23 protein-coding genes are annotated in these 25,880 nt (G+C 74.3%); 13 read left to right on the plus strand and 10 right to left on the minus strand.

What is annotated here, in order from left to right:
* Positions 1–99 precede the first annotated feature (99 nt).
* Entirely contained in the window at positions 100–1,332 is a 1,233-nt protein-coding gene (fdhA, locus tag KRAD_RS14090) for a formaldehyde dehydrogenase, glutathione-independent (RefSeq protein WP_012086292.1), read from the plus strand.
* A 125-nt stretch (positions 1,333–1,457) separates the two neighbouring features.
* The gene (locus KRAD_RS14095) at positions 1,458–2,468 is read left to right on the plus strand and encodes a TauD/TfdA family dioxygenase (RefSeq protein ID WP_157873601.1); all 1,011 of its coding nucleotides are present in this window, start codon (positions 1,458–1,460) and stop codon (positions 2,466–2,468) included.
* A 21-nt stretch (positions 2,469–2,489) separates the two neighbouring features.
* Here the strand turns inward: KRAD_RS14095 and KRAD_RS14100 are convergent, their stop codons facing one another.
* From KRAD_RS14100 to sdhC, 6 genes are all read right to left on the minus strand, one after another.
* On the minus strand, positions 2,490–3,038 hold the full coding sequence (locus KRAD_RS14100; RefSeq protein WP_012086294.1) for a hypothetical protein: 549 nt from the start codon (positions 3,036–3,038) through the stop codon (positions 2,490–2,492).
* Between the two features lie 37 nt (positions 3,039–3,075).
* Positions 3,076–4,734, minus strand: a complete 1,659-nt coding sequence (locus KRAD_RS14105) for an ABC1 kinase family protein (RefSeq protein ID WP_012086295.1) — start codon at positions 4,732–4,734, stop codon at positions 3,076–3,078.
* Positions 4,735–4,901: 167 nt separating this feature from the next.
* A complete protein-coding gene (locus tag KRAD_RS14110) occupies positions 4,902–5,747 on the minus strand; it encodes a succinate dehydrogenase iron-sulfur subunit (protein WP_012086296.1) in 846 nt (281 codons plus the stop codon).
* A complete protein-coding gene (locus KRAD_RS14115) occupies positions 5,747–7,579 on the minus strand; it encodes an FAD-binding protein (RefSeq protein ID WP_012086297.1) in 1,833 nt (610 codons plus the stop codon). The genes KRAD_RS14110 and KRAD_RS14115 overlap by 1 nt, the downstream gene beginning before the upstream one ends.
* Positions 7,580–7,600: 21 nt before the next feature.
* Positions 7,601–8,110 carry a succinate dehydrogenase hydrophobic membrane anchor subunit gene (locus KRAD_RS14120; RefSeq protein ID WP_012086298.1) on the minus strand — a complete coding sequence of 170 codons (510 nt, stop codon included), beginning with the start codon at positions 8,108–8,110 and terminating at the stop codon, positions 7,601–7,603.
* A gap of 11 nt (positions 8,111–8,121) precedes the next feature.
* Positions 8,122–8,454, minus strand: coding sequence for a succinate dehydrogenase, cytochrome b556 subunit (gene sdhC / locus KRAD_RS14125; RefSeq protein ID WP_041292106.1), 333 nt, complete (start codon positions 8,452–8,454; stop codon positions 8,122–8,124).
* A 385-nt stretch (positions 8,455–8,839) separates the two neighbouring features.
* Here sdhC and KRAD_RS14130 point away from each other — a divergent pair, with 385 nt between their 5' ends.
* The 9 genes from KRAD_RS14130 (at position 8,840) to KRAD_RS14170 (ending at position 20,775) form a co-directional block, all read left to right on the plus strand.
* Positions 8,840–10,021 (plus strand): mannose-1-phosphate guanylyltransferase, encoded by a 1,182-nt coding sequence (locus KRAD_RS14130; RefSeq protein ID WP_012086300.1) that lies wholly within the window; start codon positions 8,840–8,842, stop codon positions 10,019–10,021.
* Between the two features lie 88 nt (positions 10,022–10,109).
* On the plus strand, positions 10,110–11,357 hold the full coding sequence (locus tag KRAD_RS14135; protein ID WP_012086301.1) for an amidohydrolase: 1,248 nt from the start codon (positions 10,110–10,112) through the stop codon (positions 11,355–11,357).
* A 140-nt stretch (positions 11,358–11,497) separates the two neighbouring features.
* Entirely contained in the window at positions 11,498–12,589 is a 1,092-nt protein-coding gene (locus tag KRAD_RS14140; RefSeq protein ID WP_012086302.1) for a BMP family lipoprotein, read from the plus strand.
* An 85-nt stretch (positions 12,590–12,674) separates the two neighbouring features.
* Positions 12,675–14,189: an ABC transporter ATP-binding protein gene (locus KRAD_RS14145; RefSeq protein WP_012086303.1), complete on the plus strand. Its 1,515-nt coding sequence runs from the start codon at positions 12,675–12,677 to the stop codon at positions 14,187–14,189.
* Positions 14,186–15,412: an ABC transporter permease gene (locus KRAD_RS14150; RefSeq protein WP_012086304.1), complete on the plus strand. Its 1,227-nt coding sequence runs from the start codon at positions 14,186–14,188 to the stop codon at positions 15,410–15,412. The genes KRAD_RS14145 and KRAD_RS14150 overlap by 4 nt, the downstream gene beginning before the upstream one ends.
* Complete coding sequence (locus tag KRAD_RS14155; RefSeq protein WP_203417575.1) at positions 15,400–16,716, plus strand: ABC transporter permease; 1,317 nt, start codon at positions 15,400–15,402, stop codon at positions 16,714–16,716. Before KRAD_RS14150 ends, KRAD_RS14155 begins: the two co-directional genes overlap by 13 nt.
* A complete protein-coding gene (locus KRAD_RS14160; RefSeq protein ID WP_012086306.1) occupies positions 16,713–17,123 on the plus strand; it encodes a cytidine deaminase in 411 nt (136 codons plus the stop codon). Before KRAD_RS14155 ends, KRAD_RS14160 begins: the two co-directional genes overlap by 4 nt.
* Positions 17,120–18,406, plus strand: a complete 1,287-nt coding sequence (locus tag KRAD_RS14165; protein ID WP_012086307.1) for a thymidine phosphorylase — start codon at positions 17,120–17,122, stop codon at positions 18,404–18,406. The genes KRAD_RS14160 and KRAD_RS14165 overlap by 4 nt, the downstream gene beginning before the upstream one ends.
* Positions 18,407–18,489: 83 nt before the next feature.
* Positions 18,490–20,775, plus strand: coding sequence for a putative bifunctional diguanylate cyclase/phosphodiesterase (locus KRAD_RS14170; RefSeq protein WP_012086308.1), 2,286 nt, complete (start codon positions 18,490–18,492; stop codon positions 20,773–20,775).
* Here the strand turns inward: KRAD_RS14170 and KRAD_RS14175 are convergent.
* Complete coding sequence (locus KRAD_RS14175; RefSeq protein ID WP_012086309.1) at positions 20,762–21,328, minus strand: GNAT family N-acetyltransferase; 567 nt, start codon at positions 21,326–21,328, stop codon at positions 20,762–20,764. The genes KRAD_RS14170 and KRAD_RS14175 overlap by 14 nt on opposite strands.
* Positions 21,329–21,447: 119 nt before the next feature.
* Between KRAD_RS14175 and KRAD_RS14180 the strand changes: the two genes are divergently transcribed.
* Both KRAD_RS14180 and KRAD_RS14185 read left to right on the plus strand, forming a co-directional pair.
* On the plus strand, positions 21,448–21,744 hold the full coding sequence (locus KRAD_RS14180; RefSeq protein ID WP_157873602.1) for a hypothetical protein: 297 nt from the start codon (positions 21,448–21,450) through the stop codon (positions 21,742–21,744).
* Positions 21,745–21,800: 56 nt separating this feature from the next.
* Positions 21,801–22,502: a YidC/Oxa1 family membrane protein insertase gene (locus KRAD_RS14185; protein WP_012086311.1), complete on the plus strand. Its 702-nt coding sequence runs from the start codon at positions 21,801–21,803 to the stop codon at positions 22,500–22,502.
* Here the strand turns inward: KRAD_RS14185 and KRAD_RS14190 are convergent.
* The 3 genes from KRAD_RS14190 to KRAD_RS14200 are packed head-to-tail and all read right to left on the minus strand — an operon-like array spanning position 22,489 to position 25,807.
* Entirely contained in the window at positions 22,489–23,466 is a 978-nt protein-coding gene (locus KRAD_RS14190) for an intradiol ring-cleavage dioxygenase (RefSeq protein ID WP_012086312.1), read from the minus strand. The two genes, KRAD_RS14185 and KRAD_RS14190, sit on opposite strands and share 14 nt — an antisense overlap.
* A 22-nt stretch (positions 23,467–23,488) precedes the next feature.
* On the minus strand, positions 23,489–24,886 hold the full coding sequence (locus tag KRAD_RS14195) for an MFS transporter (RefSeq protein WP_012086313.1): 1,398 nt from the start codon (positions 24,884–24,886) through the stop codon (positions 23,489–23,491).
* 33 nt (positions 24,887–24,919) lie between these two features.
* Positions 24,920–25,807 (minus strand): LysR family transcriptional regulator, encoded by an 888-nt coding sequence (locus tag KRAD_RS14200; RefSeq protein ID WP_012086315.1) that lies wholly within the window; start codon positions 25,805–25,807, stop codon positions 24,920–24,922.
* Between the last annotated feature and the right edge of the window lie 73 nt (positions 25,808–25,880).

Raw genomic sequence — 25,880 nt, forward strand, 5'->3', positions numbered from 1 at the left:
GCGTCCGGGTGCGGCGCACGCTTGCGCGGCGCACCCGGGCGGGGTTGGGTGGGGCCCAGCCGCCGACACCGACGTCGGCGCTCTCGGAAGGGGTTCCTCGTGACCACGACCACCAGCAGCGGCAACCGCGCCGTCGCCTACCTCGGCCCGGGGAAGGTCGAGGTGCAGAACATCGACTACCCCACGTTCGAGCTCAAGGACGGCCCGGGCGTCAACCCCGCCAACGTCGGCCGCAAGGTCGAGCACGGCGTCGTCCTCAAGCTCGTCGCGACGAACATCTGCGGTTCGGACCAGCACATGGTCCGCGGGCGCACCACCGCCCCGCCGAACCTCGTCCTCGGGCACGAGATCACCGGGGAGATCGTCGAGAAGGGCCGCGACGTCGAGTTCCTCGAGGTCGGGGACCTCGTGTCGGTGCCGTTCAACATCGCCTGCGGCCGCTGCCGCAACTGCAAGGAGCGCAAGACCGGCATCTGCCTCAACGTGAACCCCGACCGCCCCGGCTCGGCCTACGGCTACGTCGACATGGGCGGGTGGGTCGGCGGTCAGGCGGAGTACGTCCTGGTGCCGTACGCGGACTTCAACTGCCTGCGGTTCCCCGACAAGGACCAGGCGATGGAGAAGATCCTCGACCTGACGATGCTGTCGGACATCTTCCCCACCGGTTTCCACGGCTGCGTGAGCGCCGGGGTCGGGGTCGGCTCGACGGTGTACGTCGCCGGGGCCGGGCCCGTGGGGCTCGCCGCCGCGGTGGGCGCGCAGCTGCTGGGCGCGGCCGTCGTCATCGTCGGCGACCTCAACGCCGAGCGGCTGGAGCGGGCGCGCAGCTTCGGGTGCGAGACCGTCGACGTCTCGAAGGGCGACCCGAAGGACCAGATCGAGCAGATCCTCGGGGTGCCGGAGGTGGACTGCGGGGTCGACGCCGTCGGGTTCGAGGCCCGTGGGCACGGTTCCGGGGCGAGCGGCGAGGCGCCGGCGACGGTCCTGAACTCCCTCATGGAGATCACCGCCGCGGGCGGCGCGCTGGGCATCCCGGGGCTGTACGTGACCGGCGACCCGGGCGGGGTCGACGAGGCGGCCAAGAAGGGGTCGCTGTCGCTGGACCTCGGCACCGGGTGGGCGAAGTCGCTGGCCTTCACCACCGGCCAGTGCCCGGTGATGAAGTACCACCGCGGTCTGATGATGGCGATCCTGCACGACAAGGTGCAGATCGCGAAGGCCGTCGGGGCGACGGCGATCTCGCTGGACGAGGCGCCGGAGGCGTACGCGAAGTTCGACGCCGGGGCACCGCAGAAGTTCGTCATCGACCCGCACGGGATGATCCCGCGCTGACAGGTCGTCCTGCGCAGATCGTCCTGCACGGATCGCTCAGCACAGATTGTCCAGGAAACAGTCGGTGAACTGGGCAGACTGCCCGTCGTCGGCGCGCTACGGTGGACGTCCGAAGCGTGCCGACGATGGGAGACCCCGCTGTGTCCTCGCTGTTCCTCGACTCCTCCGCCCACGTGCCGACCCTGTTCGAGCTGCCCGCGCCCCAGCGGGCCGCGCTGGCCGCGCTGGGCGCGCGCCTGACCGCGGACCCGGTGACCGAGCCCGACGCCTTCGGCCGCCAGGCGCGCCTGCTGGCCCGCGAACTGTCCGTCGAGGTCACCGAGGCCCTGTGGGCGTTCGAGGAACGGGGATCGGACTCCGGGGTCCTCGTCCTGCGCGGCCTGGAGGTCGGTGAGCTGCCGCCCACCCCGGCCGACAACACCGGCGGGATCGGCGGGCGCACCCTGCTCGCCCGCCAGCAGGCGATCGTCAGCCACGCGCTGGGGCACATGGTCGGCTACGCCGCCGAGGGCCACGGGCACCTCCTGCAGGACATGGTCCCCAACGCCAGGCTCGCCGCGACCCAGCAGTCGCAGGGCTCCCGGGTGGAGCTGGAGGCGCACACCGAGCAGTGCTTCTCCGACCTGCGCCCCGACTACGTCGTCCTGGGCTGCCTGCGCGGGGACGCCGACGCCGCCACCTACGCGTTCCGCGCCCTGGACCTGCTGGCCCACGTGGACCCCACCGACGTCATGGAGCTGTTCCGGCCGCTGTGGACGACGCTGGTCGACGAGTCCTTCGCCGACTTCCTCGACACCCGCGAGGTGCGCGGGCCGTTCTCCATCCTCTCCGGCGACGTCGACGACCCGACGATGCTCGTCGACCAGGACCTCATGCACGGCATCACCAAGCACGCCCAGGCCCTGCTGGAGCGCGTGCTGGAGATCTACGTCGCCCACCGCCACGCCGTCGTCCTCCAGCCCGGGGACGTGCTGCTGCTGGACAACCTGCGCGCCATGCACGGCCGCTCGCCGTTCGCCCCGCGCTTCGACGGCACCGACCGGTTCATCTCCCGGGGTTTCGTCGTCCGCGACCTGCGCCGCTCCCGCTTCGCCCGCCCCGGCGGGAACCGCGTCGTGCAGGCCAGCTTCAGCTGACCCACCGCCCCGGCGCGGGCGTCAGTGGCTGCGGCGCCCGCGCCCCGACGCCAGCACCGGGGCCAGCAGGCGGTCGGCGACCACACCGGTCGCCACCGAGAACACCGTCTTGTGCAGCACGTCCACGGCCAGTTCCGCGGCGGGCCAGGTGGCCGGGGGAGCGCCCACCCCCGTGGCGTTCTCCACGGTCTGGTCGAAGCCGAGGCGGATCGCGGTGTGCCACGCGTTGGCGTGGGCGCCGCGGATCCCCGTCACCGCCCACACCCCCCGCAGCGCCCCGAGCGCGGCCGCGGTGCCGAAGTGCATGAGGTGGTTCCACACCACCGGCGTCGCCGCGTCGCCCGGGTCGCGCCCCAGCGACCCCAGCAGGGCCCGGGCCGGGACGAAGGAGTCCGGGCGGTGCGTGAACGCCTGCTCCACCTTCTCCCCGAGGGTCATGACGGTCCCCCCGGCCAGCCCGGCCAGGGCGCCGACGCCGGCGGCGCGCAGCAGCGCCGCGGGACGCGACGCGGCGGGGCCGTCCGCGGTGGTGCTCCTGGTCGAGCTCTCGGTCGCGTTCTTCGTGGTCACGGTGGTCCACCCGTCGGGAGAGGGAACAGCAGGACGGTCAGCGCCGGCGGGAGCGGTGCCCCCGCGCGGTCCAGCCCAGGTAGCCGGTCAGGGCGCCCAGCGCGGTGACCCCGACCGCGACGACCTTCGCCTCGTGCGGCTTCAGCCGTTCGGGGTCGGTGGAACCCAGGGTGGCCAGCGCCCCGATCCCCGCGGACACGACGAGCCCGGCGACGACGCGGTTGCCGATGCGCTCCAGCCGGGCCACCAGCGGGTCGAGGTCGTCGGTGCGCAGCGACACCGAGATCCCGTCGCGGTCCAGCACGTCCAGCACCCGGCCCAGCTGCCCCGGCAGCTCCACCCCGAGCTGGGCGACGTCGATCCCGGCCTGCCGCACGCGCTTGGCCATCTCGCGCGGGTCGAAGTGCCGGCGGACCAGCCGGCGCGCGTACGGGCCCAGGACCCGGCCGAGCTGGAAGTCGGGGTCCAGGCTCGACCCCAGCCCCTCGGTCATCACGATCATCTTCACGACGAGCGCGAGGTTGCGGGGCAGGGCCAGGTGGTGCCGGCGCAGGATCGCCAGGACGTCGCGCACCACGTCGCCGACCTGGATCCGCCCCAGCGGCAGGCCCTCGTAGGTGCGCAGCAGGTGGGCGCAGTCGGTGGTCAGCCGCACCCGGTCCACGCGGTGCTCGGTGACCCCGATCGTCGCGAACGCCGCGGCGATGCGCGCCGGGTCGCGGCGGTCGAAGGCGGCCAGCAGCATCGCCAGGTGCTCGCGGGAGCGTTCGTCGACCTCCCCGACCATCCCGTAGTCGAGCAGCCCGATGCGGCCCGAGGGCTCGATGAGGAAGTTGCCCGGGTGCGGGTCGGCGTGGAAGAACCCGTGCTCGAAGACCATGTCCGCCATCAGCCGCGTCGCGCGGGCCGCCAGCTCCGAGCGGTCCACGCCGTGCTCGGCCAGCGCCGCCTCGTCGCTGATCTTCACCCCGTGCAGCCGCTCCAGGGTGATGACCCGGGAGGTCGTGGTGTCCCAGTAGACCTTCGGGATGCGGATGTCGGGGTCGCCCTCGAAGTTGCGGGCGAAGCGCTCGGCGTTGTGGCCCTCGGTGAGGTAGTCCAGCTCCGCGCGCAGCGTGTCCGCGAAGTCGCTGGCCAGCCCGACGACGTCGTAGTCCGCGGCCACCGACCAGCGCCGCGAGGCCTGCACGGCCAGGGCGCGCAGGATCTCCAGGTCGCCCTCGACCTCCTCGACCACGCCGGGGCGGCGGACCTTCACCACCACGCGGGTGCCGTCCTCGAGGACGGCGGTGTGGGCCTGCCCGATCGAGGCGCTGGCCAGCGGCTCGCGGCTGAAGGCGACGAACAGCTCCTCGGGGCCCTGGCCCAGCTCCTCCTCGACGGCGGCGCGGATCGTCTCGTAGGGGACGGCCGTCGCGCTGTCCTGCAGCTTCTCCAGCTCGTGCTGGAAGGCGGGGGAGAGCAGGTCGGGGCGGGTGGAGAGGATCTGCCCGATCTTCACCGCGGTCGGCCCGAGCTCCTCCATGACCAGCCGCACGTGCTCGGCGCGGGTGTGCTTCTCCCGCTCGCGGGGGTGGCCGAAGAGGTCCCAGTCGGCGCGCACCCACCGCTCGAGCCCCAGGGCGTCGATGAAGTACCCCAGACCGTGCCGGGACAGGATCCGGCTGATCTGCAGGTAGCGGTCCTGGTGGCGCATGCATCTCCCCGGGGTGGCTCTGCCCCGCACTCTACGCAGCGGGCCCCGCGGCGCGACCGCGCGGGCGCGGAGCCCGCCGACGGGCCCGCCGACGGGTCCCCGGCGGCGACGGCCCGGGGACGACGGAGGGCCCGCCCGCGGTGCGGACGGGCCCTCGGCCGGGCGGTTCAGACCTTGCGCGAGATCAGCGCCTGCTTGACCTCGGCGATGGCCTTGGTGACCTGGATGCCGCGGGGGCACGCCTCGGAGCAGTTGAAGGTCGTGCGGCAGCGCCACACGCCCTCCTTGTCGTTGAGGATCTCCAGGCGCAGGTCCGAGGCCGCGTCGCGGCTGTCGAAGATGAACCGGTGCGCGTTGACGATCGCGGCCGGGCCGAAGTACTGCCCGTCGTTCCAGAACACCGGGCAGCTCGACGTGCACGCCGCGCAGAGGATGCACTTGGTGGTGTCGTCGAAGCGCTCGCGGTCGGCCTGGGACTGGATGCGCTCGCGGGTGGGTTCCGCGCCCTTGGTGACGAGGAACGGCATGACCTCGCGGTAGGCCGCGAAGAAGGGCTCCATGTCGACGATGAGGTCCTTCTCCACCGGCAGCCCCTTGATGGGCTCGATGACGATGGGCTTCTTGATGTCGAGGTCCTTGAGCAGCGTCTTGCAGGCCAGCCGGTTGCGGCCGTTGATGCGCATGGCGTCGGACCCGCAGACCCCGTGCGCGCAGGAGCGGCGGAACACCAGGCGGCCGTCGATCTCCCACTTGACCTTGTGCAGGGCGTCGAGCACGCGGTCGGTGCCGTGCATGATCAGGTCGTAGGACTCCCAGTGCGGCTCGGAGTCCTGCTCCGGGTCGTAGCGGCGGATCTTCACCGTCACCGGGAACGAGGGGATCTCGCCGGTCTTCGACTCGTTGCCGCCCTCGCGGGGCTTCGCCCCGCCGGCGCCCTCGTGGGCGCGCTCGGCCGACTTCGCCGGGCCGGCCTCGGCGTTCGTCTCGCTCGGGGAGGTCTCGAAGGTGGACATCAGTACTTGCGCTCCATCGGCTGGTAGCGCGTCTGGACGACGGGCTTGAAGTCCAGGCGCGTCGAGTAGGAACCGTCGGCGGCGTACTCGCGGTACACCATCGTGTGCCGCATGTAGTTCACGTCGTCGCGGTTGGGGTAGTCCTCGCGGAAGTGCCCCCCGCGCGACTCCTTGCGCTCCAGCGCGCCGAGGCACATGGCCTCGGCCAGGTCGAGCAGGAACCCGAGCTCCAGGCCCTCGAGGAGGTCGAGGTTGAACCGCTTGCCCTTGTCCTGCACCGAGGCGCGGGCGTAGCGCTCCTTCAGCCGCTCGATGTCGGTGAGGGCCTGCTTCAGCGTCGCCTCGGTGCGGAAGACCTGGGCGTTGGCGTCCATCGTCTCCTGCAGCTCGCGACGGATGTCGGAGATGCGCTCGCCCTGGGCGCGGTCGCGCAGCTCCGCCATCCAGTTCACGACGGGCAGCTCGGACCCCTCGGGCACGGCGATCCACTCGGCCTTCGTCGCGTACTCCGCCGCGGCGATGCCGGCCCGCTTGCCGAACACGTTGATGTCCAGCAGCGAGTTCGTGCCCAGCCGGTTGGAGCCGTGCACGGACACGCACGCGACCTCGCCCGCGGCGTAGAGGCCGGGGACGACGCGGGTGTTGTCCTGCAGCACCTCGGCGTCGACGTTGGTCGGCACCCCGCCCATGGCGTAGTGCGCCGTCGGGTAGACCGGCACCGGCTCGGTGTACGGCTCCACGCCCAGGTAGGTGCGGGCGAACTCCGTGATGTCGGGCAGCTTCGCGTCGATGTGCGCGGGTTCCAGGTGGGTCAGGTCGAGCAGGACGTAGTCCTTGTTCGGGCCCGCCCCGCGGCCCTCGCGCACCTCGTTGGCCATCGACCGGGCGACGATGTCGCGCGGGGCGAGGTCCTTGATGGTGGGGGCGTAGCGCTCCATGAAGCGCTCGCCGTCGGCGTTGCGCAGGATCCCACCCTCCCCGCGCGCGGCCTCGGAGAGCAGGATGCCCAGCCCGGCCAGACCCGTTGGGTGGAACTGGAAGAACTCCATGTCCTCCAGCGGCAGGCCGCGGCGGTAGGCGATGCCCATGCCGTCGCCGGTCAGGGTGTGCGCGTTCGAGGTCGTCTTGTAGACCTTGCCCGCCCCGCCGGTGGCGAGGACGACCGACTTGGCCTGGAAGACGTGGATCTCGCCCGTGGCCAGCTCGTAGGCCACGACGCCGGCGATGCGCTTGTCGCCGGGCACGCCGATGGTCGGCGGGGTGGCCAGACCGGGCTGGTCGGCGGCGCCCTCGATCTCGGTGCCCGTCCGCGCCTCCTCGGCGGGGACGAGCAGCAGGTCGAGGACGTAGAACTCGTTGAAGAACTCCACCTCGTGCTTCACGCACTGCTGGTAGAGGGTCTGCAGGATCATGTGACCGGTGCGGTCGGCGGCGAAGCAGCTGCGGCGCACGGGGGACTTGCCGTGGTCGCGGGTGTGCCCGCCGAAGCGGCGCTGGTCGATCTTGCCCTCGGGCGTGCGGTTGAAGGGCAGGCCCATCTTCTCGAGGTCGAGGACCGCGTCGATGGCCTCCTTGCACATCACCTCGGCGGCGTCCTGGTCGACGAGGTAGTCACCGCCCTTGACGGTGTCGAAGGTGTGCCACTCCCAGTTGTCCTCCTCGACGTTGGCCAGCGCGGCGCACATGCCGCCCTGGGCCGCACCGGTGTGCGAGCGCGTCGGGTAGAGCTTGGTGAGGACCGCGGTGCGGGCCCGCTGACCGGATTCGAGGGCCGCGCGCATCCCCGCGCCGCCCGCGCCGACGATGACCACGTCGAACTGGTGCGTCTGCATGATTGCTCCTCGAGGTGCCGGTCAGGTGCCGGGGCTGGTGACGGTGGGGACGTCGTCGATGGCCGGGCGGCAGAAGTCGAACGTCTGGCTGGGGTCCGCGCACGGGTCGAAGGTGAAGATGACCAGCGTCCCCACGACGAGGACGATGACCGTGGCCAGGTAGAGGGCCATCTTCAGCCAGAACCGCGTCACGTCGCGCTCGGCGTAGTCGTTGATGACCGTCCGCACGCCGTTGGTGCCGTGCAGCTGCGCCAGCCACAGCATGAGCAGGTCCCAGACCTGCCAGAACGGGCTGGACCACTTGCCGGCGACGAAGCCCCAGTCGACCTGGTGGATGCCGTCGCCGGTCATGAGGTTGACGAAGAGGTGGCCGAAGACGAGGACGATCAGGACCACGCCCGACATCCGCATGAACAGCCAGCCGTACATCTCCCAGTTCGTCCGGGTGGCCTTGCTGCGCCGGTACGGGGAACGGGGGGTCTCCAGGGCGGGGGCGTAGCTGCCGCCGGGGGTCTGCTCGGGTGCGCTCACGGCTCGGTCCCTCAGTGGGTGAAGACGTTGGTCAGGTGGCGGACGAGGAAGGGCACCATCAGCGCCGTCCACAGGGCGACCACGCCCCAGAACAGCTTGCGCTGGTGCTTCGTCCCGCCGGACCAGAAGTCGACGAGGATGATCCGGACGCCGTTGAGCGCATGGAAGACGACCGCGCCGACGAGACCGGCCTCGCCCAGGCCCATGACCGGGTTCTTGTACTGCGCGATGACGCCGTTGTAGACCTCCGGCGAGACCCGCACGGTGGCGGTGTCCAGCACGTGCACGAAGAGGAAGAAGAAGATGAGGACGCCGGAGATGCGGTGCATCACCCAGGACCACATGCCTTCGCGGCCGCGGTACAGCGTTCCCGCGGGCTTCCTGCTCCCCGTGGGCGTGCCCTGTCCGGGTGGGGTGAGGCTCGTGGCCACCAGCGTCCTCCTCGAGTGCTCCTCGACGCCGGATCGCCCGGGCTTCGGCGCTCGGGCGGCGGCGTCCTGGGATCCACTCTAGGCGCGCGGGGTCCCCGGGAGCGCTCCGCGGAGTCCTCGCGGAGGATTTGTGACGAAGGACTCACGGCACCGTGCGGCGCACGTCACGCAGGACAGGCTCACCTTAAGGTCCGGAGGTCTCCCCGGTCGACCTCCTACGGCGTGTCGGAGCAACCGCGTCACCCGATCGGGTCGAGGCGGGGGAGACGGGCGGGCCCGACCGGATAGGTTCCCGCCCATGACTGACGGGGGACAGGCAAGCGCGCGGAGCTGGTCGGCGGCGTGGTCGGAGGACGACCTCGAGGACGGCCAGATCGACCTCTCCGACTTCCACGCCGTCGTGCCCGCCGGGGGGGCCGGCACCCGGCTCTGGCCGCTCTCGCGCAGCGACCGGCCCAAGTTCCTCCTCGACCTCACCGGCCGCGGCCGGACGCTGCTGCAGTCCACCTGGGACCGCCTGCTGCCGCTCACCGAGGCCTCGCGCACCTGGGTCGTCACCGGCCGCTCGCACGCCGACGCCGTCGCCGCCCAGCTGCCGGACCTGCCGGGCGAGAACCTCCTGCGCGAACCGTGCCAGCGCGACTCCGCCGCCGCCATCGGCCTGGCCGCCGCCGTCCTGGTCCGCCGCGACCCCGACGCCGTGCTCGGCTCCTTCGCCGCCGACCACAACATCTCCGGGCGCGACGACTTCGAGAGCTCCGTGGAGGAGGCCGTCGTCACCGCCCGCCGCGGGTTCGTCGTCACCATCGGGATCGCCCCCTCCCACCCCGCCACCGGCTTCGGCTACATCCGCCTCGGCAAGCGGCTGCGCCTGCAGGGCGCGCCCAACGCCCGCCGCGTCGTGCAGTTCAAGGAGAAGCCCGACGCGCGCACCGCCGCGGCCTACCTCTCCACCGGCGACTACCGCTGGAACGGCGGCATGTTCGTGGCCCGCGCCGACGTCCTGCTCGAGCTCCTCGCCGCCCACGCCCCCGCCCTGCACGCCGGCCTGCAGCGCATCGCCGACGCCTGGGACACCCCCCAGCGCGACGCGGTCCTCGAGGAGCAGTGGGCGGCGCTGCCCGCCATCGCCATCGACCACGCCGTGGCCGAACCGGCCGCCGAGGAGGGCCGGGTCGCCGTCGTGCCCGCCACCTTCGGCTGGGACGACGTCGGCGACTTCTCCTCCCTCGCCGAGCTGCTGCCCGCCGACGTCGACATGCCCAAGGTGCTCGGGGACCCCCACCTCGTCATCACCGAGGGCGTCGCCGGGGGGCTCGTCGTGCCGGGCAACGACCGCGTCGTGGCCCTGCTCGGCGTCGACGACCTCGTCGTCGTCGACACCCCCGACGCCCTCATGGTGACCACCCGCGCCCGCGCGCAGGAGGTCAAGAAGCTCGTCGCCCGCGCCCGCGAAGCCGGCCTGGACCACGTCCTGTGACCCCGGCCGCGCCCGCGCCGGCCCCCCGGTCCCCCCGCGGGACCGCGGGGTCGGCGCCCGGCAGCGGCGGCGGGTAGCGTCGAACCCCGTGAGCAGCGACACGAGCACCACGAGCACCCCGGACGCCGCGGCCGCGCGGACCGAGGGGCTCGCGGCCCGCGTCGCCGACCTCGTCGTCGCCCACGAGCCCACCGCCCGCGCCCTGCGCCGCGACGTGCACGCCCACCCCGAGCTGGCCCACCAGGAGCACCGCACGACGGCCCGGATCGCCGAGCTGCTGGCCGACGCCGGCGTCGCCGTCCGGCTGCTGCCGGGCACCGGCCTCATCGCCGACATCGGCCCCGACGGGCCCCGCGTGGGGGTCCGCGCCGACATCGACGCGCTGCCCGTGCCCGAGGCCACCGGCCTGCCCTACGCCTCCACCGCGCCCGGCGTCGCGCACGCCTGCGGCCACGACGTGCACACCGCCTCCGTGCTGGGCGCCGGGCTCGTCCTGGCCGACCTCGCCCGGGCGGGGGTCCTGCGGCACGGGGTGCGGCTGGTGTTCCAGCCCGCCGAGGAGGTCATGCCCGGCGGGGCGCTCGGCGTCATCGGCGCCGGCGTCCTCGACGGGGTGGCCGCGATCTACGGCCTGCACTGCGACCCCAGCCTCGACGCCGGCACCGTCGGTCTCAAGGCCGGCCCCATCACCTCCGCCTCCGACCACGTGACCGTCCGGCTGCGCGGGACCGGCGGGCACACCTCCCGCCCGCACCTGGCCGGGGACCTCGTCTTCGCGCTGGGGCAGGTCGTGACCCAGCTGCCGGCCGTCATCGCCCGCCGGGTCGACCCGCGGGCCGGGGTGAACCTCACCTGGGGCGCGGTGCACGCCGGCGACGTGGCCAACGCCGTGCCCGCCGAGGGCTACGCTGCCGGCACCCTGCGCTGCATGGAGACCGAGGCCTGGCAGCACGCCGGGGAGCTCGTCGAGTCCGTCGTCGCCGACCTCGTGCGGCCCTACTCGGTGCGGGCGGAGGTCAGCCTGGTCCGCGGCGTCCCGCCCGTGGACAACGAGGTGCACTCCACCGCCGCCCTCGACGAGGCCGCCCGCGCCCTGCTCGGTCCCGACGGGGTCCTGCCGACCCGGCAGTCCCTGGGCGGGGAGGACTTCGCCTGGTACCTGCACCACGTCCCCGGCGCCATGGTGCGGCTGGGCACGCGCACCCCCGGCGGCACGACCTACGACCTGCACCGCGGCGACTACGCCCCCGACGAGGCGGCGCTCGCCGTGGGCATCGGGGTGCTGGCGGTGACGGCGGCCTCCGAACGGGCGCTCCCCGCTGGTCTGCAGGGCTGAAAGATCTCGATCTGGACAACCTGCCCGCTCGCGCGGACGGAACCCTGCTTTTCGCACCGTACGATGTGCGCGCGTTCGCCGATCCGTCCTTCCGCGTCGTCGTCGTCCGCCTCCGCCCCCCGACCTGGAGGACCCCCGCCATGAAGACCCTGCACCGCTTCGCCCCCGTGGCCGCCGTCGGCGCCGCCGCCCTGCTGCTGGCCTCCTGCGGCAGCCGGCCCGACGACACCGCCGGCTCGGCCGAGGGCTCCGGGGGCGGCGACGCCTTCAAGGCGTGCATGGTCCTGGACACCGGCGGCGTCGACGACCGCTCGTTCAACCAGAGCTCCTACGCCGGCATGGAAGCGGCCAAGGCGGAGAACCCGAACATCGAGATCTCCTACGTGCCCTCCGCCGACGACACCCAGTACACGCCGAACCTGCAGGCGCAGGTCCAGGCCGGCTGCGACACGATCATCGGCGTGGGCGGGCTGATGGCCGACTCCATGAAGGAGGTCGCCTCCGCGAACCCGGACCAGTCCTTCGCCGAGATCGACTCCTCCTCCGAGGAGGCCAACGTCTACGCGCTGCAGTACAACACCGCCGAGGCCGCCTTCCTCGGCGGTTACCTCGCCGCCGGCATGACCAAGACGGGCGTCGTGGGCACCTGGGGCGGTCTGCCCATCCCGCCGGTGACCATCTTCATGGACGGCTTCTGGGAGGGCGTCCAGCACCACAACCAGCAGAAGGGCACGAACGTCCGCGTCCTCGGCTGGGACGAGAACAACCCCGGCGGCGGCACCTTCGCCAACAGCTTCCAGGACCAGGCCGCGGGCCGCTCCATCACCGAGACCCTCGCCGGCCAGGGCGCCGACGTCATCATGCCGGTGGCCGGCCAGGCCGGCCTCGGCGCGGGCGCGGCCGCCGAGGCCGCCGGCGGGAACCTCAACCTCGTGTGGGTGGACACCGACGGCTGCGAGAGCGCCGAGCAGTACTGCAAGTACTTCATCTCCTCGGTCACCAAGAACCTCACCGACTCCGTGAAGGAGTACGTGCTCGCCGCCGCCGACGGCGAGGCCCCGACCGGTTCCTACGTCGGCACCCTGGAGAACGAGGGCGTCGGCCTGGCGCCGTTCAACCAGTTCGACGCGCAGGTGCCCGCCGAGCTGAAGAGCGAGCTGGAGGCCGTCCGCGCCGGCATCGTCGACGGCTCGATCGAGATCACCTCGCCCAGCGCGATCGCCGCGAGCTGATCCCCGCCCGGCCGGGCCCCGCGCCCGGCCGGGCCCGCACCACCGACGCACCACCGATGCAGGCGACGAGGGGAACGACGCGCACGTGGAGCTGGAACTCCGAGGCATCACCAAGCGCTTCGGGTCCCTCGTCGCCAACGACGGGATCGACCTGACGGTCCGGGAGGGCGAGATCCACGCCCTGCTCGGTGAGAACGGCGCCGGCAAGAGCACGCTGATGAACGTGCTCTACGGGCTCCACGCGCCCGACGAGGGGGAGATCCTCGTCGACGGGCGGGCGGTGCGCTTCTCCTCGCCCGGGGACGCGATGGCCGCCGGGATCGGCATGGTGCACCAGCACTTCATGCTGGTGCCGGGCTTCACCGCCACCGAGAACATCGTCCTCGGCTCCGAGCTGACGCGCGGGGGCGGTCTGCTGGACCGCCGGCGCGCGCGGGCGCGGGTGCTGGAGACCTCCGAGCGCTTCGGGCTGGCGGTGCCGCCGGACGCCCTGGTCGCCGACCTCGCCGTCGGCGTGCAGCAGCGCGTGGAGATCCTCAAGGCGCTGCTGCGCGAGGCGAAGGTCCTCGTGCTCGACGAGCCCACCGCGGTGCTCACCCCCGCCGAGACCGACGACCTCATGCGCGTCATGCGCGAGCTCGCCGACTCCGGCACCTCGATCGTCTTCATCACCCACAAGCTGCGCGAGGTGAAGGCGGTCGCCGACCGCATCACCGTCATCCGCCGCGGCCGCGTCGTCGGTTCCGCGCAGCCCACCGCCTCCCAGGAGGAGCTCGCCGCGCTCATGGTCGGGCGCGACGTGCGCCTGGTCGTGGACAAGGCGCCCGCCGCCCCGGGCGAGCCGGTGCTGGAGGTGTCCGGCCTGCGGGTCACCGACCCCGCCGGCGCGGTCCTGCTCGACGACGTCAGCCTCACCGTGCGCGCCGGGGAGGTGCTCGCGATCGCCGGGGTCGACGGCAACGGCCAGAGCGAGCTGACCCGCAGCGTCGTCGGCCTGCAGGCGGTGGACGCCGGCCGCGTGAGCCTGGGCGGAGAGGACCTCACCGGCCTCTCCGTGCGCCAGGTCCTGCAGCGCGGCGTCGGGTACGTGCCCGAGGACCGCCTGCACGACGGCCTCGTGGGCTCCTTCAGCATCGCCGAGAACCTCGTCCTCGACCTCGTCGACACCCCCGCGTACTCCGCGGGCCCCTCCGTCGACCGCGCCGCCGTGGCCCGCAACGCCGCCGAGCGCGTCGAGGAGTTCGACATCCGCGCCGCCGGCCCGCAGGCCGCGGTGTCCACCCTCTCCGGCGGCAACCAGCAGAAGGTCGTGCTGGCCCGCGAGATGTCCCGGCCGCTGAGGCTCCTCGTGGTGGCCCAGCCCACCCGCGGCGTCGACGTCGGCAGCCAGGAGTTCGTGCACCAGCGCATCGTCGCCGAGCGCGACCGCGGTGCCGCCGTCCTGCTCGTCTCCACCGAACTGGACGAGGTGCGCGCCCTGGCGGACCGCATCGTCGTCATGTACCGCGGGCGCATCGCCGGGGAGGTCGGCCCCGACGCCGGCTCCGAGCAGCTGGGTCTGCTCATGGCCGGCGCGCGACCGCAGGAGGGAACCGCGTGAGCACCGAGACCCCCGCGAAGGAGGTCCCGCCCGGGGGCCCGGCGGGCGCCGCGCCGCGGCGCCCCGCCCCGCGCCGGACCTGGCTCGTCACCGTCTTCGCCGTCGTCGGCGCCGTCCTCGTCGGTGCGGTCCTCATCGCCGTCGGCGACGCGCGCACGCGCGCCGCGGCCGGCTACTTCTTCAGCTACCCGTGGGACACCTTCTCCAACGCCTGGTACGCCGTGCGCGACGCCTACCTGGCGCTGCTGGAGGGCGCGCTCTACAGCCCGGACCTGTCCGGGCGGGCCGCCCTGGGCCCGATCTCGGAGACGCTGGTCAACGCCACGCCGCTCGTCCTGGGCGGTCTCGCGGTGGCCCTGGCGTTCCGGGTGGGGCTGTTCAACATCGGCGGCCAGGGGCAGGTGATCCTCGGCGCGGTCGGCGCCGCCTGGCTCGGGTTCGCCTGGGACCTGCCCGCCGGGCTGCACCTGCTCGTCGCCCTCGTCGGCGGCCTCGTCGGCGGCCTGCTCTGGGGCGCGCTCATCGGCTGGCTCAAGGCCCGCACCGGCGCCCACGAGGTCATCACCTCGATCATGCTGAACTACGTCGCGCTGAACCTGCTGAACTTCCTGCTCAGCACCCGCGGCTTCCAGCGCCCGCCCTACGGGCAGGCGATCTCCGAGCAGGTCGCGGGCAGCGCGCGCCTGCCGCTGCTGCTGGGCAGCCCGCTGCGCGTGCACGCCGGCCTGCTGCTGGCGCTGCTGGCGGCGGTGGTCGTGCACTGGCTGTTCAGCCGCTCCCGCCTCGGCTTCCGGCTGCGCGCCGTGGGCGCCAACCCCGAGGCCGCGCGCACCGCGGGCATGTCGGTGGGCCGCCTGCAGATCACCGCGATGGCGCTCTCCGGCGGGCTCGCCGGCCTGGCCGGCGCCTCGCAGGTCCTCGGCGTCAGCGGCAGCGTCACGGGCAGCGTGGCCGGCAGCATCGGCTTCGACGCGATCACCGTGGCCCTGCTGGGCCGCAACAACCCCTACGGCGTCATCGGGGCCGGTCTGCTGTTCGGCGGCCTGCGCGCCGGCGGGGTGCAGATGCAGTCGACCACCGGCGTGCCGGTGGACCTGGTGGGGGTCCTGCAGGCCCTCATCGTGCTGTTCATCGCCGCCCCCGCCCTCGTGCGCGCCGTCTTCCGGCTGCGCGCGGGCGGCGGCGGCGTCGGGACCGAGCTGGCCGGGGGGTGGAGCAGGTGAGCGCCGCGGAGCAGCGGGCCCGTCCGGAGGCCGTCGTCGTCCACGAGGTGCTCGAGCAGCCCGTCAGCCTGCGCAAGCGGGTCGTGACCGGTGCGCTGCTCGTGCTCGTCGGCGCGGTCACCGTCGTCGGCTGGGGCCTGGGCGCCGGCGCCGGCGACGCCACCTTCGCCTTCGGCGGCGGCACCGCGGTGCGGCTGCCCGACCTCACCCTCCCGGCCACCGCCACCGCGGTGCTCCTGGGCGCGGTCGTGGTGGTGCTGGGCCTGTTCCAGCTCGTGCGCGGCTTCCGCGCCCGCCGCGGCCCGCTGCTGGTGGGCGCGGCCGTGGCCGCGTTCATGGTCTCGTTCCTGTGCTGGGCGATGAGCGGCGGCGAGGCCTCCTCCATCGACGTGGTGCAGCTGCTGCGCCAGACCCTGTTCCTGGCCACCCCGCTGATCCTGGGGGCGCTGGCCGGGGTGCTCGGCGAGCGCAGCGGCGTCGTCAACGTCGCCATCGAGGGGCAGCTGCTCACCGGCGCCTTCACCGCCGCGCTCGTGGGCACCCTGGCCGGCAGCCTCGGCGCCGGGGTCGTCGGCGGGGTCCTGTCCGGAGCGCTCGTGGGCTGGCTGCTGGCGGTGTTCGCCATCCGCTACCGCGTCAACCAGGTCATCCTCGGCGTGGTCCTCAACGCGGCCGCGCTCGGGTTCACCGGCTGGGCGTACAAGGCGCTCATGCAGTCCGACACCGAGCGGTTCAACGCGCCCGGCCAGCTGCAGACGCTGCCGATCCCCGTGCTCTCCGACATCCCCGTCCTGGGCCCGCTGCTGTTCGAGGCCAACGTCGTCGTCTACGTCATGTACGCCCTCGTCGTGGCGCTGCAGGTCGTGCTGTTCCGCACCCGGTGGGGGCTGCGCACCCGCGCGGTCGGCGAGCACCCCAAGGCCGCCGCCACCCTGGGCGTGCCGGTCCTGCGCATCCGCTACGTCAACGTGGTCGTCGCCGGCGGCATCGCCGGGCTGGGCGGGGCGTTCCTGTCGGTCGGCACCATCGGCCCGTTCACCGAGAACATGTCCGCCGGCAAGGGGTTCATCGCCCTGGCCGCGGTCATCTTCGGCCGCTGGACGCCGAAGGGGGCCGTCGCGGCGTCGCTGCTGTTCGGGTTCTTCGCGGCCCTGCAGACCCTCGTGGGGGTCCTGCCGTACGGTTCGTCGGTGCCCTCCAGCTTCCTGTCCGCCCTGCCGTACCTGGCGACCCTGTTCGCGGTCGCCGGCTTCGTCGGGCGGGTGCGTCCCCCGGCGGCGAGCGGGGAGCCGTACCCGGCGTGAACCCCGACTTCGACGTCCTGCGCGCCGCCGCCCGCGAGGCGCTGGCGCACTCCTACTCGCCGTACTCGAACTTCCCCGTCGGCGCGGCCGCGCTCGTCGACGACGGTCGCGTCGTGTCCGGGGCGAACATCGAGAACGCCTCCTACGGGGTCACCCTGTGCGCGGAGTGCACGCTGGTGGGGCAGCTGCGGATGACCGGCGGGGGCAGGCTCGTGGCCTTCGCCTGCGTCGACGCCGTCGGCAACGTCCTCATGCCGTGCGGGCGCTGCCGCCAGCTGCTGTACGAGTTCGGCGGGCCGGACCTGCTCGTGGACTCCCCGCGCGGCGTCGTGCCCATGACCGAGGTGCTGCCCGACGCCTTCGGGCCGCACGACCTCACCGACCCCGCCCGGAAGGCCCCCCAGTGAGCCAGCAGCAGTTCGCCGCCGTCGACGTCATCCGCACCAAGCGCGACCGGGGGGAGCTCTCCGACGCCCAGATCGACTGGGTGGTCGACGCCTACACCCGCGGCGAGGTCGCCGAGGAGCAGATGTCGGCGCTCGCGATGGCCGTCCTGCTCAACGGGATGACGCGCGCCGAGGTCTCGCGCTGGACGGGCGCGATGATCGCCTCCGGCGCCCGGCTGGACTTCACCGACCTGCCCCGGCCCAGCGTCGACAAGCACTCCACCGGCGGGGTGGGGGACAAGACGACGCTGCCGCTGGCGCCGCTCGTCGCGGCCTGCGGCGCGGCCGTCCCGCAGCTGTCCGGGCGCGGCCTCGGCCACACCGGCGGGACCCTGGACAAGCTGGAGGCGATCCCCGGCTGGCGGGCGTCGCTCACGCTGCCGGAGATCCGCGCGCAGCTGACCGACCTCGGCGCGGTGATCTGCGCGGCGACCGGCGACCTCGCCCCGGCGGACAAGAAGCTCTACGCCCTGCGCGACGTGACCGGCACCGTGGAGGCGATCCCGCTCATCGCCAGCTCCATCATGAGCAAGAAGATCGCCGAGGGCACCAGCGCGCTCGTCCTGGACGTCAAGACCGGCTCCGGGGCGTTCATGAAGGAGCTCGCGCAGTCCGTGGAGCTGGCCCGCACGATGGTCGACCTCGGCACCGACGCCGGGGTGCGGACCGTCGCCGTCGTCACCGACATGTCCACCGTGCTGGGCCGCACCGCGGGCAACGCGCTGGAGGTGCGGGAGTCCGTCGAGGTCCTCGCCGGGGGCGGGCCCGCGGACCTGGTGGAGCTCACCCTGGTGCTGGCCCGGGAGATGCTCGCCGCCGTGGGCCTGGACGCCGTCGACCCCGCCGACGCCCTCGCCGACGGCCGCGCCATGGACGCCTGGCGGCGGATGGTCGCCGCCCAGGGCGGGGACCCCGACGCCCCGCTGCCGGTGGCCCGCCACACCCAGGACGTGCTGGCCCCGGCCGACGGGTTCCTCCACGTCGACGCGATGGCCGTCGGGGTCGCCGCCTGGCGGCTGGGGGCGGGACGCTCCCGGCGCGAGGAGGCCGTGCAGGCCGGCGCCGGGGTGGAGCTGCACGCCGTGCGCGGGGACCGGGTGCGGGCCGGGCAGCGGATCGCGACCCTGCACACCGACACCCCGGAACGCTTCGAGTGGGCCGTGCAGGCCCTCGAGGGCGGTTTCCCGGTGTCGGCGACGGCCCCCGAGCCGGTGCCGCTGGTCCACCAGCGCGTCACCGCCTGAACCCGCACCACCCGGACGGGCCGACGGTGGATCGAGGTCCGGCGGCCCCCGCCCGATCCCCCCGGGGACAGGGGGGAGACCACGTGGACCTGGGACCGCGGCCCGGCGCGGGGGCCGGGCGGCGCCACGGGTGGCTGGGGTGGGTGCTGGTGGCCGCGCTGGCCGGCGCGGGCTACCTGGCCCCCCTGTCCGACGCCGCCCGCAGCGCCCTGTTCGGCGGCCTCGGCGCGGTCGTCGTCGCCCTGTGCGCCGTGGTGGTCCGCCGCCGCCGCCCGACGCCCCCCTGGAGCTGGTCGCTCGTCCCCGCCTTCACCGCGCTGTTCCTCCTCGGGGCGGTGTGCCGGCCGTGGGCCGACGGCCGCCCGGGCCCCACCGCCTTCGTGCCCGACGTCTTCAGCGTCGCCGGCTACCTCGTCCTGGTCCTCGCCCTGGGCCGGATGGCGCGGGCCTCCGGCGGCCTGCGGCGGGAGGTGGTGTTCGACGCACTCGTCGCCAGCCTCGCCGGGGCGGGCGCGGCGGTGCAGTTCCTCGTCCTGCCGGTGCTGGAGGTGCCGGGGCGGTCCCTCCCCAGCTCCGTCCTGGCCGGGGTGTACCCGCTGCTCGACGTCGTGATCGTCGTCCTGGTGCTCGACCTCCTCCTGACCGCCCCCGCCGTCGTCGGCCACCGGTGGCTGGGCGCCGCCGTCGGGTGCCTGCTCGTGGGCGACCTCGGCTACGCCGTGCTGGGCCGGCAGGGGATCTTCGTCGCCCCCACCCGCTACGACGCACCGTTCGTCCTGGCCTACGTGCTGCTGGCCGTCGCGGTGCTGCACGCGCCGCGCCGCGGCGAGCTCACGCCGCGGGGCCCCTCCGTCGACGCCTGGTCGCCCGCCCGCCTCGTGGCGCTGTGCCTCTCCCTCGTCGGCGGGGCCTACCTGGCCAGCACCCGCACCGACCAGGGCCTCGCGGAGCAGGTCGTCGCGTTCGCGGTGCTCTGCCTCGCGATCGGGCTCGTCCTCGCCCGGGCGGTGTCGGCCGTGAACGGGCACGCCGCGGCCAAGGTCGTCCTCGAGCACCGGGCCACCCACGACGCCCTCACCGACCTGCTGGGGCGCGACGAGTTCACCCGGCGCGTCGAGGAGGACCTCACCGCCTCCCGCGGCCCCGGCGGGCCGGGCGTGCACCTGCTCTTCGTCGACCTCGACGGCTTCAAGCGCGTCAACGACACCCACGGCCACGGCGCCGGCGACGAGCTCCTCTGCGAGGTCGCCGCCCGCCTGCGGGCCCTGGCCCCGCCGCACGCGGTGATCGGCCGCCTCGCCGGCGACGAGTTCGTCGTCGCCGCGACCGGCGGGGTCGACACCGCCGTCGGGCTGGCCCGGGACCTGCTCGACGGCCTGCGCACCCCGGTGCCGCTACCCGTCGGGGAGGTCGTCGTCTCCGCCTCCCTCGGGATCGCGGAGGTGACGACCTCGCTGGCGGTCGCCCTGCGCGAGGCCGACGCCGCGATGTACCGGGCGAAGTCGCGCGGGCGCAACCAGTTCGTCGTCTGGGACGCGGCGATGCGCGAGGAGATCGGCGACCAGGTCGAGTTCGAGCTGGACCTGCGCAGCGCGGTCGCGGAACAGGCCCTGGAGGTCCACTACCAGGCCGTCGTCGCCGTGGCCGACGGCACCCCGCGCGGCGTGGAGGCGCTGCTGCGCTGGATCCACCCCCTGCACGGACCCGTCTCCCCGGTCGAGTTCGTCCCGGTCCTGGAGGAGACGGGTCTCGTCGTCGACGTCGGCCGCTGGGTGCTCGACACCGCGCTGGCCGACCTGAGCGCGTGGCGGCGCGACGGGGTCGTCGGCGACGACTTCGTCCTCTCCGTCAACGTCTCCCCGCGGCAGCTGCTCGACCCCTACTTCGCCGAGACGGTCCGCGAGCGGCTGCAGGCCCACGGGGTCGAGGGGAGGTCGCTGCTGCTGGAGATCACCGAGTCCTCCCTGCTGGAGCACGACGAGCGGACGCTGCGCCTGCTGGAGAGCCTGCGGTCCCTGGGGGCCGGTCTCGCCGTCGACGACTTCGGCACCGGGTACTCCTCCCTCAGCTACCTGCGCAGCTTCCCCGTCACCCGGGTGAAGGTCGACCGCAGCTTCGTCGCCGGGGTCAACCACCACGTCGGTGACGAGGCGGTGGTGCGCGCCGTCGTCGCCGTCAGCGAGGCCCTGGCGCTCGCGGTGACCGCCGAGGGGGTCGAGACGGAGGACCAGCGCCGCACCCTGCAGGAGCTGAGCGTCGCCCACGGGCAGGGGTGGCTGTGGCACCGGGCGCAGCCGGCCGGCGAGACGGCGGCGTACCTGCGGGCCGGCCGCGCGGCGCTGGGCCGGCTGCCCGTCAGGCCCGACTGAAGTCGTAGGCCCAGTACGTCTGCACGTCGAGGCGCTCGCCCTCGGCCTCGTGGCCGAGGGAGTCCACGATGCGCCCGATCAGCTGGGGCAGCGCCAGCGCCTCCTCGTTGTAGCGGCAGATGTCCAGGCTGGCGATGCCGCCCCGCTCGTGGACGACGCGGCACACGGCCTCGACCAGCGTCACGAACACCCCGCTGCTGCGGTACGAGGGGTGCACCCCGACGCAGCCGATGTAGTAGATGGAGCGCTCGGCGAACTGGCGCGGCCAGCGGTGGCGGTAGTAGTCCTCGGAGAGCAGGTCGACGGCCGAGAGGTCGTCGGTGAGGGTGGCGAAGGAGCAGATGGCCTCGCCCCGGTCCAGGTCGCGCGTCACGTACTTGGTCCAGCGCTCGTCGGTGCAGACGTCCTCGAACTCCTCGCGGGTCATGAAGTGCTGCTGCACGGCGCGGGTCGCCAGCCCCGAGAAGGCGAGCTCGTAGGTCCTCCACGCCTGCTCGAGGTCGTCGCCGAGGAGGCGGGTGCTCGACTCGAGGGCGGTCCGGGCGCGGGCCATCTGGGTTCCTCCTGATCCGGGTGCTGCCCCGGATCCTCGCAGGCGGGGCCGGCGCTCTTGATCGCGAGTGGTCCCCGCCAGCCTTCCGGAACGGGGGCGGGGTGGGTATCGTCGCCCGCGTGGGTGACCGGGGGGTGCTGACGGCGCGGGTGTCGACCGCGCTGCTGCTGCCCCTGCTCGCCTCGGTCGTGCTGCTGGGCCAGCAGCCGCTGCTGGCCGCGGCGCTGCTCGTCGCCACCACCGTCGTGACCGGCCTCGTCGCGGTGCGCGGGGTCGTCGCGCAGCTCCTCGCGGCCGTCTCGCCGTCCCGGCCCCGGGCCCGGCTGGAACCCGCGGACACGTTGCCCCAGAACGAACCTGCTGCGGTGGGGAACCCGCAGCCGAGGGCACCGGGAGCGCAGCCGCTCCCGTGCTGAGCTGACGCGCGCACGGGAGCCGTCGCCTCCCGTCCCCGCGATCCCCGGAGTTCCCCGTGCTCGACACCCCGCTGGAAACCCTGCACGCCCCGTTGCGCCCGGTCGAGGAGGCCGTGGCTCAGGTCCTCGTCCACCTGCACGACGTCGGCGCCCCCTGGCCGCTGGCGGTCCTCGGCCTCGTCGTCCTCGCCCGCACCCTGCTGCTGCCGCTGTTCGTCGCCCAGCAGCGCGCCGTCCTCCGCGCGGCCGCACTCCGCCCGCGGGTCCTCGCCGTTCAGGACCGCTACCGCGGCCGGACCGACCCCGCGTCCCGCCGGGCGCTGCAGCAGGAGGTGGCCGCCCTGCACCGGCAGGCTGGGGTGAACCCCCTCGGCGGGTGCCTGCCCGGTCTGCTGCAGGCCCCGGTCTTCCTGGCCCTCACCCTGACCCTGCAGTCCGGCGACACCCTGACCGCGTTCGGGTCCGCGACCCTCGCCGGGGCACCCCTGTCGGGGGTGCTCACCCACGCCCCGGGACCGGCGACGCTGCTCGTGGGCATCCTCCTGCTGCTGCTGACCGCCGCGACGCAGGTGGTCACGGTGCGCGCGGGAACCAGCGGGGTGCCCGCGCCGACGGCACTGCTGGTGGTGCTGCCCGCCCTCGTGGTCGTCCCCGCCGTGCACTTCCCGATCGGCGTCCTCCTGTACTGGGCGGCGTCGGGGGTGTGGTCGGCGGGCCAGCAGCTGGTCGCCCGCTGGGTCGTGCTCAGGCGGCGCTGACCGCCGCGGCCGGGGCGCCGCTCGGCGGGGTCCCGCCCCCGCCCGGACCGCCCCCGGGGTGCCCGGAGCTGTCCGAGCCCATCCCGGCCATGGTGCCGGCGGTGGGTTCGGTGGTGGTGTCGACCCCGACGGTGAGGGCGATCGCGTAGCCGTTCGTCACGTCCCCGCTGGACGTCGGGGTCTGGCTCGCCCCGCCGTCGTCGCCGAAGACGTTGTCGGTCGCCAGCGTGACCCGGGCGAGGTTCGTCACCGACTGCTCGTACCCGGTCGTGGCGTACACGGCCTCGCACGCCTCCTGCGGCAACGCCACCTGGGAGGTCGCGATGCAGTTCGCGACGTCGGTGATGCTCTCGGCGTCGGGGTAGACCTCGAAGTGGACGTGCGGCCAGCGCCCGTCGTAGCAGGCGGGGAAGACGCTGGTGAAGGTGACGTTCCCGTCGGCGTCGGCGACCTGCACCCCGCGCAGGTAGTTCTCGTCCGCGATGTCCTCGGAGTAGAGGGAGTACTCCCCGTCGCGGTCGCAGTGCCACACGTAGACGGCGACCCCTTCGAAGGGGACGTTCCCGCCCGCGAGGTCGACGACGGTCAGGGTGAGGGTCATCGGGACGCCCTCGGCGGTGGTGGTGCTGGTCCCGAAGCTGGAGCGGATGTCGCTGCGCACGACCCCGCTCCGCTCCAGGACGTCGACGCCGTTGGAGCCGTCGCCGGGGTAGGGGCCGGCGGTCTCGTCGGGGATCTCGGTGAGGGCGCCGGAGGTGGGGGCCGACGAGCTCGTGCTGCTGGAGGCGGTCGCGTCGTCGCCGCAGGCCGCCAGGGTCAGCCCGGCGGCGCCGAGGCCGAGCAGGCCGAGGGCGCGGCGGCGGGTCGCCACGGTCGCGAGGTCGAACGCGAGACCCTGGTCGTCGACGTCCTCGGCGGGGCGGGGCAGGGGGCGACCCTCGTAGCTGGGGCGGTGGTTCGTCATGGCCCCACCGTCGGTGGCCCGGTCAGGAGACGGCGGTGTCCCGCCGGTGCGTTCCCTGTGAGACGCGGCGGGCGGTGAGCAGGGCCAGCACGGCCAGACCCGCGCACAGCGGCAGCGTCCCGGCGAACCCCGCCCACGCCGACACCGCCCCCAGCGCGCCGAAGGCCAGCCCGGTGAGGGCGGTGGCCGTCCCCCCGCCGGTGGCGTCCGAGATCGTCAGCGCCGCCGAACCGGCGCCCTCGGTGCCCGCGGGGGACTGCTCCAGCACCAGCACCGTGGTGCGGGGGTAGGCCAGGCCCATCCCGGCCCCCGCGACGAACCACCCCAGGGCGCAGGCGGTCCCGGCCACGACGGCGCCGGGGGAGACCGCCGCCACGACGGCCTGCGCCGCGACCCCGGTCAGCAGCAGGGCGCTGCCCGTCCGGACGGCGCGCGCGTGCGGGAGGCGGTGCCCCAGCCGACCCTGGACCGCCGCCCCCGAGGCCCACGCGACCGCGGCCGCGGTGAGCGTCGCCCCGGCCAGCCACAGCTCCAACCCGAAGCGCTCGTGCAGCATCAGCGGCAGGTAGACCTCGGTGCTGAAGAACGCCGCGGCCAGCAGCCCCCGCAGCGCGACGGTGGCGGGCAGCCCGGGCTGCGCGGTGAGGGAGCCGGGGGGCAGCAGCGGGCGCACGGCGACGACGAGCACGGCGAGCGCCGCCGCCGCGGCCACCCAGCGCCAGGGCCCCGCCGACCCCGCCGAGCTGAGGACCACGACCGCCCCCGCGACCCCCGCCGCGGCGACGAACCGGCGGCGCGGCGAGGGGCCGGCGGCGGCCGCGGAGGGCGGGACGCGCAGCAGGGCCGGCAGCACGGCCGCCGAGGCCAGCAGCACCAGCAGCAGCACCCCGGAGAACACCCAGGGCCACCCCAGCGCCTGCGCCACCAGCGCGGCGAGGAACGGCCCCACCAGCGAGGGCAGCACCCAGGCGGAGGCGAAGGCCCCGAACACCGCCGGCCGCAGCGCCGGGGGGAACACCAGCGCCACCACGACGTACAGCGTGACGTTGATCCCGCCCGCCCCCAGGCCCTGCAGGAACCGCGCGGCGACGAAGAACCCCATCGTCGGGGCGAGGGCGGCGGCCAGCAGGCCGGCGGCGAAGACGGCGATCGCGGCCAGCAGCGGCCGGCCCGGACCGCGGCGGTCGGCCCAGCCGCCGGCGACGACCATGCCCAGGACGCTCGCCGCGAGGGTCGCGGCGAACGCCGTCGCGTACTCCCCGCGCCCGCCCAGGTCGGCGCTGACCACGGGCATCACCGTCGTCACCGCGAGGCTCTCGAACGCGGTGAGGAACACCAGCGCCGTCGTCCCGAGGGTGGTCACGAGGTAGGGGCGGGAGAGGATGCCCGCGCTCGGGGCGGTGGTGGTGCTGGAGGTCACGCGGTCACGCTAGGTGCTGCAGCGCGCTTGAGCTCAAGCGCCGGCGGCGAGGGTCCGCAGGGCGTCGAGGACGGTGCGGACCCCGCGGCGGGCCAGGGCCTCCGGGCGCAGCAGCGCGTCCACGCGGCGGTTCACGCCCAGGTCGGCCAGCGGCCGGAGCACGACGCCGGGACCGGGGCGGGTCGTGCGGGCCGGCAGCAGGGCCACCGCGTCCCCGGTGGCGACGACGGCGGCGGCCACGAAGACCTCGTTGATGCGGTGCACGACGTCCAGCGGCCGCCGGGCCGCGACCGCGACGACGTCGAGGGCCCCGGCCAGCGGGAACCCCTCGTGGACCGAGACCCAGCGCTCGCCGGCGACGTCGGCGACGGTGAGGCGGTCCCGCCGCGCCAGCGGGTGGTCCGCGGCCAGCGCCACGTGCAGCGGCTCGGTGAGCAGCGGCACCACCCGCACCCGGTGCGCCGGCCACGGCGCCCCGGCCTCGGGGCGGTGGGCGATCACGACGTCGTAGTCGGCCACGAGGGCGGGGAAGTCCTGCTGGGCGACGTCCTCGTCCGCGCACCGCAGGGGCGGGGTCCCGTCCAGCTCGCGCAGCAGCGGCCCGAACCAGGCCAGCGCGGCGGAGTGGAAGGCGCACACGCCCACCGGGGCGTCGGGGGCGTCGAGGTGCTCGCCCACCGCCCGCGCGGCCCGGTCCAGCGCGGCCGCGACGTCCACGGCGGCCGCCGCCAGCGCCTCGCCCGCGGGGGTCAGGGCGAGGCGCCGGCCGCGCTTCTCGGTCAGCGGGGTGGGGCAGGTGCGCTGCAGCGCGGCGAGCTGCTGCGACACCGCGGAGGGGGTGACGTGCAGGGCGCGGGCGACGGCGACGAGGCTGCCCCGCTCGGACAGCTCGCGCAGGATCGTCAGCTGCCGCACGTCCATGAAGCCAGGCTAAACCCCGGTGTGAGGAACCCGGGTCTGGACTGAACCGTCACGGGGGCCGGACGATGGCGCG

The organism is Kineococcus radiotolerans SRS30216 = ATCC BAA-149 (assembly GCF_000017305.1).
Taxonomy (GTDB): domain Bacteria; phylum Actinomycetota; class Actinomycetes; order Actinomycetales; family Kineococcaceae; genus Kineococcus; species Kineococcus radiotolerans.

Excerpts from the sequence above, each read along its gene's own strand:
- KRAD_RS14200 (WP_012086315.1), bottom strand. The coding sequence starts at position 25,807 with ATGGACGTGCGGCAGCTGACGATCCTGCGCGAGCTGTCCGAGCGGGGC.
- KRAD_RS14095 (WP_157873601.1), top strand. The coding sequence starts at position 1,458 with ATGGGAGACCCCGCTGTGTCCTCGCTGTTCCTCGACTCCTCCGCCCAC.
- KRAD_RS14110 (WP_012086296.1), bottom strand. The coding sequence starts at position 5,747 with ATGTCCACCTTCGAGACCTCCCCGAGCGAGACGAACGCCGAGGCCGGC.
- KRAD_RS14115 (WP_012086297.1), bottom strand. The coding sequence starts at position 7,579 with ATGCAGACGCACCAGTTCGACGTGGTCATCGTCGGCGCGGGCGGCGCG.
- KRAD_RS14105 (WP_012086295.1), bottom strand. The coding sequence starts at position 4,734 with ATGCGCCACCAGGACCGCTACCTGCAGATCAGCCGGATCCTGTCCCGG.
- KRAD_RS14130 (WP_012086300.1), top strand. The coding sequence starts at position 8,840 with ATGACTGACGGGGGACAGGCAAGCGCGCGGAGCTGGTCGGCGGCGTGG.
- KRAD_RS14190 (WP_012086312.1), bottom strand. The coding sequence starts at position 23,466 with ATGACGAACCACCGCCCCAGCTACGAGGGTCGCCCCCTGCCCCGCCCC.
- KRAD_RS14140 (WP_012086302.1), top strand. The coding sequence starts at position 11,498 with ATGAAGACCCTGCACCGCTTCGCCCCCGTGGCCGCCGTCGGCGCCGCC.
- sdhC (WP_041292106.1), bottom strand. The coding sequence starts at position 8,454 with ATGTGGTCCTGGGTGATGCACCGCATCTCCGGCGTCCTCATCTTCTTC.
- KRAD_RS14175 (WP_012086309.1), bottom strand. The coding sequence starts at position 21,328 with ATGGCCCGCGCCCGGACCGCCCTCGAGTCGAGCACCCGCCTCCTCGGC.